20 protein-coding genes are annotated in these 13536 nt (G+C 73.5%); 18 read left to right on the top strand and 2 right to left on the bottom strand.

Annotation, left to right across the window (positions count from 1 at the left end):
- Positions 1-137: 137 nt before the first annotated feature.
- From EV385_RS11260 to EV385_RS11240, 6 genes are all read left to right on the top strand, one after another.
- On the top strand, positions 138-1187 hold the full coding sequence (locus tag EV385_RS11260; protein ID WP_242624831.1) for a hypothetical protein: 1050 nt from the start codon (positions 138-140) through the stop codon (positions 1185-1187).
- A gap of 103 nt (positions 1188-1290) precedes the next feature.
- Positions 1291-2076, top strand: coding sequence for an LmeA family phospholipid-binding protein (locus tag EV385_RS11255; protein ID WP_242624830.1), 786 nt, complete (start codon positions 1291-1293; stop codon positions 2074-2076).
- A gap of 87 nt (positions 2077-2163) precedes the next feature.
- Positions 2164-2241: an Ms5788A family Cys-rich leader peptide gene (locus EV385_RS35940; protein ID WP_341273990.1), complete on the top strand. Its 78-nt coding sequence runs from the start codon at positions 2164-2166 to the stop codon at positions 2239-2241.
- 155 nt (positions 2242-2396) lie between these two features.
- On the top strand, positions 2397-3245 hold the full coding sequence (locus EV385_RS11250; RefSeq protein WP_130509431.1) for a sulfurtransferase: 849 nt from the start codon (positions 2397-2399) through the stop codon (positions 3243-3245).
- 4 nt (positions 3246-3249) lie between these two features.
- Positions 3250-3579 carry a DUF1416 domain-containing protein gene (locus EV385_RS11245; RefSeq protein ID WP_130509430.1) on the top strand — a complete coding sequence of 110 codons (330 nt, stop codon included), beginning with the start codon at positions 3250-3252 and terminating at the stop codon, positions 3577-3579.
- A gap of 86 nt (positions 3580-3665) precedes the next feature.
- Positions 3666-4514, top strand: a complete 849-nt coding sequence (locus tag EV385_RS11240; RefSeq protein WP_130509429.1) for a hypothetical protein — start codon at positions 3666-3668, stop codon at positions 4512-4514.
- Positions 4515-4516: 2 nt separating this feature from the next.
- On the opposite strand, the gene EV385_RS11235 is transcribed toward EV385_RS11240, so the two are convergent.
- Positions 4517-4879, bottom strand: a complete 363-nt coding sequence (locus tag EV385_RS11235; protein WP_130509428.1) for a DsrE family protein — start codon at positions 4877-4879, stop codon at positions 4517-4519.
- Between the two features lie 46 nt (positions 4880-4925).
- On the opposite strand from EV385_RS11235, the gene mtfM reads away from it, so the two are divergent.
- The 12 genes from mtfM (at position 4926) to EV385_RS11180 (ending at position 12510) form a co-directional block, all read left to right on the top strand.
- Positions 4926-5030 (top strand): small membrane protein MtfM, encoded by a 105-nt coding sequence (mtfM, locus tag EV385_RS35655; RefSeq protein ID WP_278044974.1) that lies wholly within the window; start codon positions 4926-4928, stop codon positions 5028-5030.
- The gene (locus EV385_RS11230) at positions 5027-5641 is read left to right on the top strand and encodes a heme-binding beta-barrel domain-containing protein (protein WP_130509427.1); all 615 of its coding nucleotides are present in this window, start codon (positions 5027-5029) and stop codon (positions 5639-5641) included. The genes mtfM and EV385_RS11230 overlap by 4 nt, the downstream gene beginning before the upstream one ends.
- Positions 5642-5697: 56 nt before the next feature.
- Positions 5698-6120 (top strand): Fur family transcriptional regulator, encoded by a 423-nt coding sequence (locus EV385_RS11225; protein ID WP_242624829.1) that lies wholly within the window; start codon positions 5698-5700, stop codon positions 6118-6120.
- Complete coding sequence (ygfZ, locus tag EV385_RS11220; protein WP_130509425.1) at positions 6117-7166, top strand: CAF17-like 4Fe-4S cluster assembly/insertion protein YgfZ; 1050 nt, start codon at positions 6117-6119, stop codon at positions 7164-7166. The genes EV385_RS11225 and ygfZ overlap by 4 nt, the downstream gene beginning before the upstream one ends.
- Before the next feature lie 60 nt (positions 7167-7226).
- Positions 7227-8060, top strand: coding sequence for a beta-keto acid cleavage family enzyme (locus EV385_RS11215; protein WP_130509424.1), 834 nt, complete (start codon positions 7227-7229; stop codon positions 8058-8060).
- Positions 8057-8980, top strand: a complete 924-nt coding sequence (locus tag EV385_RS11210) for an asparaginase (RefSeq protein WP_130509423.1) — start codon at positions 8057-8059, stop codon at positions 8978-8980. The genes EV385_RS11215 and EV385_RS11210 overlap by 4 nt, the downstream gene beginning before the upstream one ends.
- Positions 8981-9083: 103 nt before the next feature.
- Positions 9084-9566: a helix-turn-helix domain-containing protein gene (locus EV385_RS11205; protein WP_130509422.1), complete on the top strand. Its 483-nt coding sequence runs from the start codon at positions 9084-9086 to the stop codon at positions 9564-9566.
- Positions 9563-10018 (top strand): hypothetical protein, encoded by a 456-nt coding sequence (locus tag EV385_RS11200; protein WP_130509421.1) that lies wholly within the window; start codon positions 9563-9565, stop codon positions 10016-10018. The genes EV385_RS11205 and EV385_RS11200 overlap by 4 nt, the downstream gene beginning before the upstream one ends.
- Before the next feature lie 70 nt (positions 10019-10088).
- Positions 10089-10403: a DUF2516 family protein gene (locus tag EV385_RS11195; protein ID WP_130509420.1), complete on the top strand. Its 315-nt coding sequence runs from the start codon at positions 10089-10091 to the stop codon at positions 10401-10403.
- Positions 10397-11212, top strand: coding sequence for an alpha/beta fold hydrolase (locus EV385_RS11190; RefSeq protein WP_423203109.1), 816 nt, complete (start codon positions 10397-10399; stop codon positions 11210-11212). Before EV385_RS11195 ends, EV385_RS11190 begins: the two co-directional genes overlap by 7 nt.
- Before the next feature lie 48 nt (positions 11213-11260).
- Positions 11261-11689 carry a hypothetical protein gene (locus tag EV385_RS11185; RefSeq protein ID WP_130509418.1) on the top strand — a complete coding sequence of 143 codons (429 nt, stop codon included), beginning with the start codon at positions 11261-11263 and terminating at the stop codon, positions 11687-11689.
- 26 nt (positions 11690-11715) lie between these two features.
- Positions 11716-12510 carry an EI24 domain-containing protein gene (locus tag EV385_RS11180; protein WP_130513226.1) on the top strand — a complete coding sequence of 265 codons (795 nt, stop codon included), beginning with the start codon at positions 11716-11718 and terminating at the stop codon, positions 12508-12510.
- 9 nt (positions 12511-12519) lie between these two features.
- On the opposite strand, the gene EV385_RS11175 is transcribed toward EV385_RS11180, so the two are convergent.
- The gene (locus tag EV385_RS11175) at positions 12520-13536 is read right to left on the bottom strand and encodes a LacI family DNA-binding transcriptional regulator (protein WP_130509417.1); all 1017 of its coding nucleotides are present in this window, start codon (positions 13534-13536) and stop codon (positions 12520-12522) included.

The following is a 13536-nucleotide window of genomic DNA, read 5'->3' as shown; positions in this document are numbered from 1 at the left end:
ACGCGACGTGCCTGACCGAACGGAGGAGTGGTAACGGCCCGTTCGGCCGACGCGGGCCGCGGGCCCGTCCGGAAGTGGTGCCACGGCGCCCGGTCGCCGGATGACCCGGGTACGGGTGGTCTGGCACCATCGCAGGCGTGTTCCCCACCAGGCCGCAGCGCGGCGACTTCACCGGAGTGCCGCACGACGGCGAGCGCGACCCGTGGGACGCCGACCTGTCCCGGGAACTGCCGCGTGTCGGGCCGCGCCGGGCGCCGGGCATGTTCGGCGCCGTGCCCGAGCCCGAGCCTCCCGCCAGCATCGTGCCGGGGGCGGGCCCGGCCGACGACGCCGACGACGAGCCGGAAGAGGTCCAGTTCGTCGAGGTGCGGCGCCAACTGTCGCTGGCCATCGCCGGATTCTCCGCGCTGCTGGCGATCGGCCTGATCGTCGGCGCGCAGAGCACCGGGCCGGACGCCCGGCTGCCGTACGCCATCGTGATCTTCGGGGTGCAACTGCTGTTCGTACTGGCCTGGACGATGGCGGTCCAGCCGCCCGCGCCCACGGCCGTCGGCATCGTCTGCGCGGCGGCCGCCGGGGTGGCCGACTACGCGGCGATCACCGCCGACGAGCCCGGGCTGGCCCCGCTCGCCTACGCGGCGGCCGGCGGCTTCGTGGTCGCGGTGCTCGGGCAGTTGCTCAGCCGGGTCGGCTGGCAGCGGGTCAAGGACTCCCTCGGCCCCACACTGATGATCGTGGCGGGCGTGGTCGCGTACGCATGTCTGCTGGTGCTGACCCGCCAGCCGATCGGCGCCCAGACCGTGCTGGTCTGCCTGGCCGCGGCGGGCGTCGCGCTGGTCGTGGCCCGGGTGACCGACGCCGGGTACGCCAAACCCCGGCTGGCCCCGCAGGTGCCGCGCGGCGCGGCCGGCATCGTGCTCGGCGCGATGCTCGGCACCCTGGCCGCCGCGGCCCTGGGCAGCTTCCTCGTGCTGCCCTTCGACCCGGCGAAGGGTGCCGTGCTCGGCGTGGTCACGGCCGCCCTCGCGGTGCTGGTCGACCTGGCCGTCAACTACTCGGAGGCCGGGCGCAGCATGGCCGGGGAGGTGCCGACGTTCTGGCTGGCCCGCCACATGCAGGGGCCGCTGGGTGCGTTCGCGGTGGCCGCGCCCGCGGGGTACGCGATGGCGACGTTCTTCCTGTCCTGACCGTGGCCGGATATTCGCTGCATTCGTTGGACCATGCCCACCCGGTGGCCCGGGGCGAGTACGGTCCTGGGGGTCCGAGCCCGCGGTCGATGGAGGAGGAGACGTGGCCGAGGTGTACGACCCGCCCCGCGCACGCAAGCGCCGGATGCGGCCCGTGCTCGTGACCCTGGCAATCCTCGTGGTGCTCCTCGGCGTCGGTTTGATCGTGGCGGACCGGGCCGCGGCGGCGTTCGCGGAACGGGTGATCGCGGAGCGCATCTCCGGTCAGGTCGCCAGCCAGGGCGCCCGCTCGGAACATCCGGACGTCACCGTCATGGGGGTGCCGTTCCTGACCCAGGTCACCTCGGGCAAGTACGAAGAGACCCGGATCGTGCTGCGCAACTTCGAGGGGCCCGCCGGCGGTGGCAAGTCGATCCGCGTGCCCGAGCTGGAGGTGCGCGCGACGGACGTGAGCGCCCCGCTGGACACCGTGCGCAGCGGTCGCGGGGACATCTTCGCGGGCAAGGTCACGGGTACCGGGACGGTCGACTACGCCCAGCTCGCCGCGCTCATCGGCCAGCCCGGGCTCACGCTGCGCGAACAGGACGGCAAGCTGGTCGGCACCGCGCCGGTGCAGCTGCTCGGGCAGACCGTCCAGGTCACCGGCACGGCGAGCCTCGAGGTGGTCGACGGGGTCGTGCGGGTGCGCTTCTCCGACGTCACCGCCGCGGGGTTGCCCAATCTGCCGCTGGTCCGCTCGTTCATCGACGCGTACGTCAAGGACCTCGCGGTCGACCTCAAGGTGCCGAAGCTGCCGCTCGGCCTGGTCGTGGAGAAGGTGGAGCCCCTGCCGGCGGGCCTGCAGTTCACCGCGAGCGCGCACGACGTCGCGCTCACCGGCGGCGTCTGAGCCCCGGCGGTCTGTGACGGCCGCCTCCGTCCCGGATGCTGGTCGAAGGTGTTCCGGGCTGTGGACCCGCTGGTAGGGTCCGTTCCCATGAGCCTGTTGCTCACGAAACGGCGCGCGATCGACCTGTGTCGCGTGGCCGCGTGCCTGTGTCGCCCCGTCGCCTGACGGGGCCGCTCATGCTGCGCAGGATCTAACCGCCCGGCAGTGGCGCCGTCGCACCAACCCCGTGATCCGTTGTGCCAATGGGTCCCGCGCGGGTGCGGCCGAAATTCCCCCGCGTGACGACTCACCCATCCCACCCGACATAAGGGAGTCAAACGATGAGTCGCGACACCGCGCTCGTCTCTGCCGACTGGGCCGAGAAGAACCTCGAAACTCCGGGAATCGTCTTCGTCGAGGTCGACGAGGACACCACCGCGTACGACGGTGGGCACATCCCCGGTGCCGTCAAGCTGGACTGGAAGAAGGACCTGCAGGACCCGGTCCGCCGCGACTTCGTGAACCAGGAGCAGTTCTCCGCGCTGCTGTCCGAGCGCGGGATCGCCAACGACGACACCGTCATCCTGTACGGCGGCAACAACAACTGGTTCGCCGCGTACGCGTACTGGTACTTCAAGCTGTACGGCCACGGCGACGTGAAGCTGCTCGACGGCGGTCGCAAGAAGTGGGAGCTGGACGCCCGCCCGTACAGCAAGGACGTGCCGAGCCGGGCCGCCACGCAGTACCAGGCCAAGGCCCCGGACCTGTCGATCCGCGCGTTCCGCGACGAGGTCGTGCAGGCCATCGGCGCGCAGAACCTGGTCGACGTGCGCAGCCCCGACGAGTACGCGGGCCGGCTGCTGGCCCCGGCGCACCTGCCGCAGGAGCAGTCCCAGCGCGCCGGCCACATCCCGACCGCGATCAGCGTGCCGTGGAGCAAGGCGGCCAACGAGGACGGCACGTTCAAGTCCGACGACGAGCTGGCCAAGCTGTACGCGGCCGCCGGGCTCGAGGACGGCAAGGACACCATCGCGTACTGCCGGATCGGCGAGCGTTCCTCGCACACCTGGTTCGTGCTCAAGGAGCTGCTCGGCCGCGCGAACGTGAAGAACTACGACGGTTCCTGGACCGAGTACGGATCCCTGATCGGCGTGCCGATCGCCCTCGGCGACGAGCCCGGAAAGGCGTGACCAAATGACCTCTCCCGCCAACACCACAGCCGGGTGCGCCGCCCCGGACCAGTCCGCTCCGCTGCCGGCGAGCGTCGACCTGGAGAAGGAGACCGTCATCACCGGTGCCGTGCGCACCGCCGACGGTGAGGCCGTGGGCGGCGCGTACGTCCGGCTGCTCGACTCCTCCGGTGAGTTCACCGCCGAGGTGGTCACGTCGCCCGAGGGGGTGTTCCGGTTCTTCGCCGCCCCTGGCGCCTGGACGCTGCGGGCACTGTCCCGCAGCGGCAACGGCGACCTCACCGTCGACGCCGCGCGCGGCGTCAACGAGGTCGGCCTGACCGTCGCCAACTGAACCACGCTCTGCTGCCGCAGGGGCGGGACCCGGTTCCGGGTCCCGCCCCTGCACGCGTCCGCGACCTGCCATGCCACCATGGCGGCGTGAATCCCCCGGCACATCCGCCCGCCATCCGGCCGCCCCGCCGCCCGTGGCTGAGGGTGGTGGTCGTGGTGTGGGCGGTGCTGCTGGCCGGACTGGTCTTCTGGTCCGTCCGCCACGACCCCCCGACCGTTCCCGAGCAGGCCGACATCGCCGCGGCCCTGCCGTTCCTGGACGCCGCCACGGGCGCCGTGATGTCCGCGGCGGACGCCGACGGGCGCGCCGTCGTGCTGCATCCCACGGAGTTCTCCCGGGACTGCCGCCTCACCCCGGTCCGCCCCGGCATGGAGGCCGTCCGGGAGGTCACCGTGCGGGTGCGCGCCGGCGGGGCCGGCCAGGCGCTCGACGCGATCGCGAAGGCGCTGCCGGCCGGGTACCAGGCCCGGGTGCGGCGCAGCGCGTCCGGCACCCGCCTGGAGCTGTACGCCGACGCCGGTGGTTTCGTGGCGATCGACGCGCGTACCCCGGCCGACGCGACCGTGGTGACGTTGCAGGTGTCCACGGGTTGCCGCCCGCCGGCCGCCGTGGTGAACCCGACGCCCACCCGCCCCCCGGTGTCCACGCTGCCGGCGATCTACCGGGCCGCCCTGAGCGCGCTGGGCGCCGCTGGTGCCGTGGCGGACACCGTGACGGAGGTGGCCTGCCCGTCCGGCGGTACCGCGCGGACCGTGACCAGCGTGGCCGTCCCGCTGCCCCGGGATCTGATCCGGGCGCTGAAGGCGGTGACCGCGGGAGCGGGCGTCGTGCAGGCCGAGCCGCGGGCGTGGGCGTGGCGGATCGGCGGCCTCTCCGTGGTGGTGACCATCACGGAAGGGTCCGCGCGAGTCAGCGTCACCGTCGGGTGCCGCTGAGGTCAGTACACGAGCGCCTGCGCGCCCTCGCCCATGATCTCCTCGACGAAGACCGCGGCGCCCGCGATCCGCACCCCGGGCAGCACGTCGTCGGGGGTGATGTCGCGCCGGGCGGCGCACTGGGTGCAGGCGGTGACCCGGCCGTTGGCCAGCAGCAGCTCCAGCAGGTCGGGCAGGGGAGCGGCGTGCGGCAGTGCGAACTGCTCCGCCCGCCCGGGCAGGGCGAACCAGGTGGACTCGCCGGTGAGCCAGAACGAGACGTCGACACCGGCTGCCACGGCGGTGCTGGCCACGGTGAACGCCTGGGAGCAGCGTTCCGGGGCGTCGGCGCCGGCGGTTGCCTTGACCACGAGCAGGCGAGTCATGGCCGTCAGCCTAGGCGCGAGCAGTGTTGACTACGATGACCGGGTCATGGTTACCGAGATCGGATTCGTGAGCCTGCTGGTCGCCGGGTTCGGCGCGCTGGCGGGCGGCCTGGGCTACCTGGCCGTGCGGATGGCAAGGGGACGCTGGTGAGCAACGACGAGGCCGCGGACACCGGCAACCCGCTGGGCCCGCCGCCCTGGCTGAACGCGCCGCCGGTGGACGCCTACCCGTACGAGGACACCCACGACCTGCGCTCCGGGCCGGACCTGCACCCGGCGCTGCTGGGCCTGCTGCCGTTCATCGGGCTGTGGCGCGGACGCGGCCAGGGCGGCTTCCCCGGCGTGGAGGACTTCAACTTCGCCCAGGAGGTCCGCATCAGCCACGACGGGCGGCCGTTCCTGCACTACGAGTCGCGGGCGTGGATTCTCGACGACGAGTCGCAGCCGGTCCGGATGGCCAACCGCGAGGTCGGTTGGTGGCGTCCGGTGACCACGGCCGAGGGACGGGCCACCGACGACATGGAAGCCACCATGTGCACCCCCACCGGGATCATGGAGTTGTACCTCGGGAAGGTGACCGGCACCCGGTTGGAGATGGAGGCGGACGCGATCGTCCGCTCGCCCACCGCCAAGGAGGTCACCGCGGGCCACCGGCTGTTCGGCATCGTCGAGGGCGCCCTGCTGTACGCCCAGGAGGTCGCCGCCGAGGGCCGGGGCCTGGAGCCGCACATGTCCGCCCGCCTGCTGCGCGTCGGCGGCTGACCCACCCCGGCCCGGCACGGGCGGGGCGCATAGGCATGTCGAACTATGCTCATACCGTGACCGCCCCATCGCTTGCCGACAAGCTCCGGGAACGCGGCCTGCGGCTCACCCCGCAACGCCAGCTGATCCTGGAAGCGGTGTACGAACTGGGCCACGCCACCCCGGAGCAGGTGCACCACGCCGTGCGGGAACGGGCCGCCGGGGTCAACATCACCACGGTGTACCGCACCCTCGAACTGCTCGAGGAGCTGGGCCTGGTCAGCCACACCCACCTGTCGCACGGTTCGCCCACGTACCACCGGGCCGGGGAGGACCAGCACGTGCACCTGGTCTGCCGCCGCTGCGGGTCGATCGGCGAGGCCGACCCGTCCGTGCTGCTGCCGGTGACCCGGCAGTTGCAGGCGGAGCGCGGGTTCCGGGTCGACGTCGGGCACGTGTCGCTGTTCGGCGTCTGCGGTGACTGCAAGGAGCTTTCATGATCCTGGTCGAGGAACTGACCCCCGACTCCCTCGACGCGGGCGTCGCCGCCCACTACGGCGACCCGATGCGCGAGCAACGCCTGCTCGACACGGCGGTCGGCCTGGTCGACCGGTCGCACCGCGAGGTCGTCGCGGTGCCCGGCGAGGAACGGGCGAGCTGGCTGCACACCCTCACCACCCAGCACCTGAGCGATCTGGGCGCCGGGCAGGGCACCGAGCTGCTCGTGCTCTCCCCGCACGGCCACGTCGAGCAGCACGCCCTGGTCACCGAGGACGGCACGACCGCGTGGCTGGACACCGAGCCGGGCAGCGGCGCGGGCCTGCTCAGGTACCTGGAGATGATGCGGTTCTTCACCAAGGTGGAGCCGCGCGACGCCAGCGCCGAGCTGGCGGTGCTGTCGCTGGTCGGGCCGGACGCTGTTGCCGCCGCCGCCCGGCTGGGCGTGACCGGCCTGGCCGAGCCGCGGATCGCCCCGGTGCCCGACGCCAAGTTCGCCAAGGGCACCGTGCCGTCGGGACCGACCGCGATCTACGACGTCCGGCAATTCGCGTACGGGCTGGCCCGCCGGGTCCCGCTGGGCGTGGATCTGCTGGTCCGCCGCCCCGAGGTGGAGGCGGTCCGGGCGGCGCTGGAGGTGCCCCCGGCCGGGCTGTGGGCGTACGAGGCGGTGCGGGTCGCGCATCGCATCCCACGGCTGGGCTGGGAGACCGACCACCGCACGATCCCGGCCGAGGCCGGGTTCCTGGCCGCCGCCGTACACCTGGACAAGGGTTGTTACCGGGGGCAGGAGACGGTGGCCCGGGTGCACAACCTGGGCCGTCCGCCCCGCCGCCTCGTGCTGCTGCACCTGGACGGGGTGGCCACGGACCACCCGCCCGCGCAGGGCACGCCGGTCACGCTGGACGAGCGCGCGGTCGGTTTCGTCGGCACCGCGGTGCGCCACCACGAACTCGGCATGATCGCCCTGGCGGTGCTGAAACGGAACGTGCCGGACGACGCCCGGCTCCAGGTCGCCGAGTCCGCGGCGGCCGTCGACCCGGCCTGATCATCTCTTGAGCTGCGGTCCCCGCGACCCCGGCCCGTCCCACGTGGCAGGATCGCGGGCATGACCGGGACCCTCATCACCGTCGCGCCCACCGGCGCGGAGAGCAGCAAGGCGGCCGTACCCGCGCTGCCCGTGACCCTCGACGAACTCGTGGTTACCGCCAAGGAGTGCGAGGCGCTCGGCGCCGCCATCATCCACGTGCACATCCGCGACGACGACGCGAAGCCCACCCTGGACCAGGGGCGGCTGCGGGCGACCGTGGCGGGGCTGCGCGAGTCCACCGGCCTGATCGTGCAGCTCTCCTCGGGCGGTTCCGTGACGGACCCGGAGGCGGACCGGCTCGCCGTGCTCGACGCGGGCCCGGAGATGGCCTCCTGCACGATGGGCACGGTCAACTTCGGCGACGACGTGTTCCTGAACCGGTGGGAGTTCGTCGTCGAGCTGCACACCCGCATGCAGGAACGCGGCATCGTCCCCGAGTACGAGATCTTCGACCTGGGCCAGCTCACCACGCTGCAGCGCCTGCTCAGCTCGTACGGGCTGCCGTTCGGCGGGCACGTGCACGTCGACCTGGTGATGGGGGTGCCCGGCGGGATGCCCGGCACCGCCGAGGCGCTGGTGGCCTGCCGCCAGGCGCTGCGTGACCTGCCGGAGGGCACGACGTTCTCGGCCACCGGCATCGGCCGCAGCACGATCCCGGTCATGCTGGCCTCGCTCTCGGCGGGCGGCCACCTGCGGGTCGGCATGGAGGACACCGTCACGTACGCGAAGGGTCAGCCGGTCGAGTCGAACATGCAGCTCGTGGCGCGGGCGGTCGGTTTCGCGCAGCTCGCGCAGCGGCCGCCGCTGAGCCCGGCCGAGGCGCGCGCGCTGCTCGGCATCCCCGCTCGATGATCCTCGCGGAGGTCGTGCGGTCCGGTTTCGTCGAGAGTGTGCACCACGGTTCGGTCGTGGTGCTGGACTCGGCGGGCACGGTGAAGGACAGCGCCGGGGACGTCGGGTCGCCGTTCTTCCCCCGCTCGTCGAACAAGCCGTTGCAGACCGTCGGCATGCTTCGCGCCGGGCTGCCCGCGCGGGAGGCCGCCGACCTGGCGCTGATCAGCGGCAGCCACCTCGGTGAGCCGTTCCACGCGCTGCGCGCGGGGGAGATCCTGGCGGCGGCGGGCCTGAGCCCGGAGGCGCTGGGTTGCCCGCCCGCGCTGCCCGCGTCGGAGCGGGAGCGGGACGCGGTGCTGCGGGCGGGCGGCGCGGCGCGGCGGATCCTGATGAACTGCTCCGGCAAGCACGCCGGCATGCTGGCCACCTGCGTGGCCAACGGTTGGCCGGTGGAGTCGTACCGCGATGCCGGGCATCCGTTGCAGGTCGCGCTGGCGCAGACCGTGGCGGAGCTGGCCGGTGAGCCGATCGCGGCCACCGGGGTGGACGGCTGCGGTGCGCCGGTGTTCGCGTTCTCGCTGACCGCGCTGGCGCGCTCCTTCCTGCGTCTGGTGGACGCCGAGGCGGGCAGCCCCGAGCGCCGGGTGGCGGACGCCATGCGGGCTCACCCCGAGCTGGTGCACGGCACGGGCGGGGACGACACCGTACTGATGGCCGGGGTGCCGGGGCTGCTGGCCAAGGGCGGCGCCGAGGGGGTGCAGGCGGTGGCCGTGCCCGGCGTGGGTGCGGTGGCGTTCAAGATCTCCGATGGGGCCGCCCGGGCCCGGATGCCGCTGTTGCGCGCGGCCCTGCGCCGGCTCGGGGTGGACGCGCCGGTGCCGCCGGTGCCCGTGCTGGGCGGCGGGGAGACGGTCGGCGAGGTCCGCGCCACCTGGTGATCTCCCCGAAGCGTGAGGTCGGGGTCACCGAGTGAGGTGATTCACGCTAGCTGCTGCAAGCGTTTTGCTTGCAGCAGCTAGCGGTCGGGGCTACCGTCGAGGCATGCCCACGCCCAAGGACCTGCCGCAGGACATCGGCGGATTCATCCGCGACCTGCGTCAATCCGCCAAGATCTCGCTCCGGCAGCTCGCGGAGCGGGCCGGGGTGAGCAACCCGTACCTCAGCCAGATCGAGCGTGGCCTGCGTAAACCCAGTGCCGAGGTGCTCCAGCAGCTCGCCAGCGCGCTGCGGGTCTCCACCCCGGCGATGTACCTGCGTGCCGGCCTGCTCGACAGCGAGGGCCAGCAGGGGGTGCTGGCCGCGATCGCGGTCGATCCCGAGCTGACCATCGCGCAGAAGCAGTCGCTGTCCCAGATCTACGAGACGTTCCGCAACGAGAACGCCCGGCACGCGCCGCCCAAGGCCGCCGAGCCGCCCGTCGACACCGAGGGCGACGGGCTGGCCGCCGTCCTCGAGGACGTGGCGGTTGTGGAGGACGGCGCCGCGCCCCCACCCAGGACCACCAAGTCGGAGGAGACGACATGACCGAGCAGACCAAGACCAAGATCCCCGCCCCCCTGTACGCCGCCGCCGGAGCCGGTGACCTCGCGGTCGAGCAGCTGCGCAAGCTGCCCGCCGTGGTCAGCGAGCTGAGCGACCGCGCCGTCGCGACCCTGAAGCCGGCGATCGCCAACGCCAACACCAAGGCCGGCGAGCTGCGGGAGAAGGCCACCACGACCGACTTCGACAAGCTGCGCAGCAACGCCGCCAGCAACGCCGTCGCGTTCGCCCAGCTGGCCCAGGAGCGTGCGCTCAGCGCGTACACCGCGCTGGTCGCCCGGGGCGAGCGCGTCGTGGGCACCGGCGTCGTCGAGGCCGCGGACGTGGTCAACGCCGACATCGAGGCCACCGAGGCCCCGAAGGCCGTCGCGGCGGCCGCCGCCGCGACCGAGCCGAAGCCGCGCGTCGCCAAGCGGACCCGTCCGGCCGCCAAGTGATCGAACACGCCACCGCGTGACGAACCGCGGGCCCCGGCTTCGGCCGGGGCCCGCGGCATAGACTCGGCCCATGGCCACCAGCGCACCGATCTTCTATCTCGACGTCGTCCGCGGCATGAACCTGGTCATCCTGATCCTGTCGCTGATCGTGCAGGCCGTGGCCCTCGTGCACTGCATCACGCAGCGAGGCGACGGGTTCCCGGCGATCGGCACCCTGCCCAAGGGCGCCTGGGTGGCCATCCTCGCCGTCTCCCTCGTGCTCACGTACCTGATCAGCGGGCCGATCGGCATCTTCGGCCTGATCGGCATCGCGGCCGCCCTGATCTATCTGCTGGACGTCCGGCCCGGCCTGCGTGACCTTTCCGACGGCAAGGGGTTCTGGTAGCCGACCGCCCGCGGGTCCGGCTGCCCGGCCCGCACCCCGAACTGGTCGACACCCCGCACGGCGTGCGCCTGGAGCAGCTCACCACCGGTACGGGCGACCCGGTCACGGTGTTCGCGCACGGCCTCGCCGGTGACATCACCGGCACCCGCCCGCTGGGCAGCGCCGTCACCGGACGGCGGGTCTTCTTCCACCAGCGCGGGCACGGCCGCTCCGACGCTCCGCCCGGACCGTGGAGCTTCGCCGACCTCGCCGCCGACCTCGCCTCGGTCGCGGACCGCTCCGGTGCCACCCGGGCGGTCGGGGTCAGCATGGGCGCCGCCGCGGTGTGCCGCCTGCTGGCGCAGCAGCCGGACCGCTTCGCGCGGGTGGTGCTGTTCCTGCCGGCGCCGCTCGACGGGACGCGGCCCGCCGCCGCCCGCGACCGGCTGGCCCGGCTGCGCGCCGCGCTCGACTCGGGGGACCTGCGCGCGGCGATCGAGCTCGAGGTGCCCCCCGACGTCCGGCACACCGGCGCCGGCCAGGCCTACCGGCGCCAGCGCGAGGAGCAGTTGCGGCGCGACGGTCTGGCCCCGCAGCTCGACACGCTCTGGCAGGCCCCGGCCGTGCCCGACGAGGGCGCGCTGCGCGCGTTCGCCGGTCGGGCCCTGGTGCTCGGGTGCGCCGGCGACGCGCTGCACCCGGCCGCCGTGGCCGAGCGGGTCGCCGCCCGGCTCGGCGCCGACCTGCACGTGTACGACCGGCCCGACGTGCTGTGGACGGACCGGCGGGATCTGCGCGAGCGGATCTCGACCTTCCTCAACGCCCATTGAGCAGCGGGTACGCCGTAACCTTTCGGGCCGCGGAACGATTGTCAATCCGTGCGGCTCTCCCCCAAATCGATCTTCTTCGGCGTCCTCGTCCTCGGGCTGCCCTTCGCACTGGCCGCCGGTTGGGCCCTCGGCACCCCGGCCGCCGGGCCCGCGCCCGCGTCGGCCCCGGCGGGCAGCGGCGTCCTGGGGGCGGCGCCGAGCCGGACCGTCACCCCCGAGTCGGTCACGGCCCTGGAGTGGTCGCCGCGCCCGGTCCGCCCCGCCCCGCCCGCCACCAGCCGTACGCCGCGCCGCGCCGCCGTCGTTGCCACCGTGTCGCCGAGCTCGTCGCCCGGCCGGGTGCGACCGTCCCGGACGCCACCGCCCGCCCCGGCCGACCCCAGCGAGCCGCCGCCCAGCCCGTCCGCGCCGCCGTCGCCGAGTGCCGACCCCAATCCGGCGGGCCTCGGTGCGGGCGGGCTGGTGCCCGGGTCCTAAGCTGCCGGATCGTGACCGATGTTGCGATGCGCTCGATCGGCCCCGGCGGCCCGGTACGGGAGTTCCTCCGCGGCGCGGCCCTGCTGCCCCGCGGGCTTGGGCTGTGCATGCGCAACCCGCGACTGCTGGTGCTGGGCCTGATCCCGGCGGTCATCTCGGGCATCCTGTTCAGCGCGGCGCTGGTCGCGCTGCTGGCGTTCCTGCCGGAGATTTCCCGGACGGTCACCTGGTTCGCCGACGACTGGGACCCCGGTTGGCGCGGCCTCGTTCAGGTGCTGGCGGGCATCGCGGTGGTCGGCTTCAGCGGCCTGATCGGGGTGCTGACCTTCACGGCGGTCACCCTGCTCATCGGCGACCCGTTCTACGAGAAGATCTCCGGACTCATCGAGCAGCGGTTCGGCGGGGTGCCGGACGAGGTCGAGGTGCCGTGGTGGCGTTCGCTGGGCCGCAGCCTCGTCGACTCGCTGCGCCTCATCGCGCTGTCGGTGCTGTTCGGCGTCCCGCTGTTCCTGCTGGGCTTCCTGCCATTAGTGGGGCAGACCGTAGTGCCCGTGCTGGGCGCGGCGATCGGCGGGTGGCTGCTGGCGGTCGAGCTGACCGGGGTGCCGTTCCAGCGGCGGGGGCGGCGGCTGGCGCATCGCCGTGCCGCGTTGAAGGAGCAGCGGCCGCTGGCCCTCGGCTTCGGGGTCGCCGTGTTCGTCTGTTTCCTGCTGCCGCTCGGCGCGATCCTGCTCATGCCGGGCGCGGTGGCCGGGGCCGCGCTGCTGGCGCGCCGGGTGCTCGGACTGCCGATCGACGAACCCGGCCCGGCCGCGGTCTGACGCCGCGGGTCAGGCGGAGTCGCGCAGCACCAGCTCGGTCGGCAGGACCACCGGGGCGGCGACCTCGGTGGGGTCGTCGACCAGCGTGAGCATCAGCTTGGCCATGGTGCGGCCCATGTCGACGATGGGCTGGCGGACCGTGGTCAGCGGCGGGTCGCTGTAGCGGGCGATCTCGAAGTCGTCGAAGCCGATCACCGCCACGTCGAGCGGGACCCGGCGGCCGCGCTCGCGCAGGGCCTGCAGCGCGCCGTGCGCCATCAGGTCGGAGGCGACGAAGACGGCGTCCAGCTCCGGGTCCTCGGTGAGCAGGCGCTGCATCGCCTGTTCCCCCGACTCGCGGGTGAAGTCGCCGGTGGTCACGTGTTCCGGCAGACCCGCCTCGGTCAGCACGGCCCGGTAACCGGCCAGCCGGTCCACCCCGGCGATCATGTCCTGCGGCCCGGCGATCGTGGCGATCCGGCGGCGGCCGGCGCCGACCAGGTGCCGCACCGCCGCGGCCACCCCGCCGAAGTGGTCCACGTCCACGTACGGGACGGTGTTGCCGGCGGGGCTCATGGGGCGGCCGCTGCACACCACCGGGATGCCGAGCCGGGCCAGCTTGCCGGGCAGCGGGTCGGCCCCGTGCATCGAGGCGAACATGACCCCGTCGACGTGCCCGGCCATCGCGTACCGCTCGACCCGGTCGTGGCTGGCCGCGGAACCGGCCATCATGAGGACGAGCTGCTTGTCGGCCGCCTCCAGCTCCGTGCTGACCCCGCGGATCACGGCGGGGAAGAACATGTCGTCGGAGAAGACCCGGCTGGCCGTCTCGGGCAGGATCAGCGCGATCGACTCGGTCCGCTGGGTCACCAGGCTGCGGGCCGCCTGGTTCGGTACGTAGCCCAGTTCCTCGACGGCCTGGTTCACCGCGTCGCGGATCGAGGCCGCGACCGTGGTGGAGCCGTTCACGACGCGGGACACCGTGGCCCGGGAGACACCGGCGCGTCGCGCCACCGCTTCGAGGGTCGGCCGCTCCCGCGTCACCAT

It is taken from the genome of Krasilnikovia cinnamomea (assembly GCF_004217545.1).
GTDB lineage: Bacteria > Actinomycetota > Actinomycetes > Mycobacteriales > Micromonosporaceae > Actinoplanes > Actinoplanes cinnamomeus.
This window is presented reverse-complemented; position numbering and strand designations above follow the sequence as displayed.

What these genes read in the sequence shown, in the direction of transcription:
- EV385_RS11200 (WP_130509421.1), top strand. Translation starts at nt 9,563, where the DNA reads ATGACCGAGCAGACCAAGACCAAGATCCCCGCCCCCCTGTACGCCGCC.
- EV385_RS11215 (WP_130509424.1), top strand. Translation starts at nt 7,227, where the DNA reads ATGACCGGGACCCTCATCACCGTCGCGCCCACCGGCGCGGAGAGCAGC.
- EV385_RS11210 (WP_130509423.1), top strand. Translation starts at nt 8,057, where the DNA reads ATGATCCTCGCGGAGGTCGTGCGGTCCGGTTTCGTCGAGAGTGTGCAC.
- EV385_RS11250 (WP_130509431.1), top strand. Translation starts at nt 2,397, where the DNA reads ATGAGTCGCGACACCGCGCTCGTCTCTGCCGACTGGGCCGAGAAGAAC.
- EV385_RS11205 (WP_130509422.1), top strand. Translation starts at nt 9,084, where the DNA reads ATGCCCACGCCCAAGGACCTGCCGCAGGACATCGGCGGATTCATCCGC.
- ygfZ (WP_130509425.1), top strand. Translation starts at nt 6,117, where the DNA reads ATGATCCTGGTCGAGGAACTGACCCCCGACTCCCTCGACGCGGGCGTC.
- EV385_RS35940 (WP_341273990.1), top strand. Translation starts at nt 2,164, where the DNA reads ATGAGCCTGTTGCTCACGAAACGGCGCGCGATCGACCTGTGTCGCGTG.
- mtfM (WP_278044974.1), top strand. Translation starts at nt 4,926, where the DNA reads ATGGTTACCGAGATCGGATTCGTGAGCCTGCTGGTCGCCGGGTTCGGC.
- EV385_RS11245 (WP_130509430.1), top strand. Translation starts at nt 3,250, where the DNA reads ATGACCTCTCCCGCCAACACCACAGCCGGGTGCGCCGCCCCGGACCAG.
- EV385_RS11180 (WP_130513226.1), top strand. Translation starts at nt 11,716, where the DNA reads ATGCGCTCGATCGGCCCCGGCGGCCCGGTACGGGAGTTCCTCCGCGGC.
- EV385_RS11175 (WP_130509417.1), bottom strand. Translation starts at nt 13,536, where the DNA reads ATGGTGACGCGGGAGCGGCCGACCCTCGAAGCGGTGGCGCGACGCGCC.
- EV385_RS11195 (WP_130509420.1), top strand. Translation starts at nt 10,089, where the DNA reads ATGGCCACCAGCGCACCGATCTTCTATCTCGACGTCGTCCGCGGCATG.
- EV385_RS11235 (WP_130509428.1), bottom strand. Translation starts at nt 4,879, where the DNA reads ATGACTCGCCTGCTCGTGGTCAAGGCAACCGCCGGCGCCGACGCCCCG.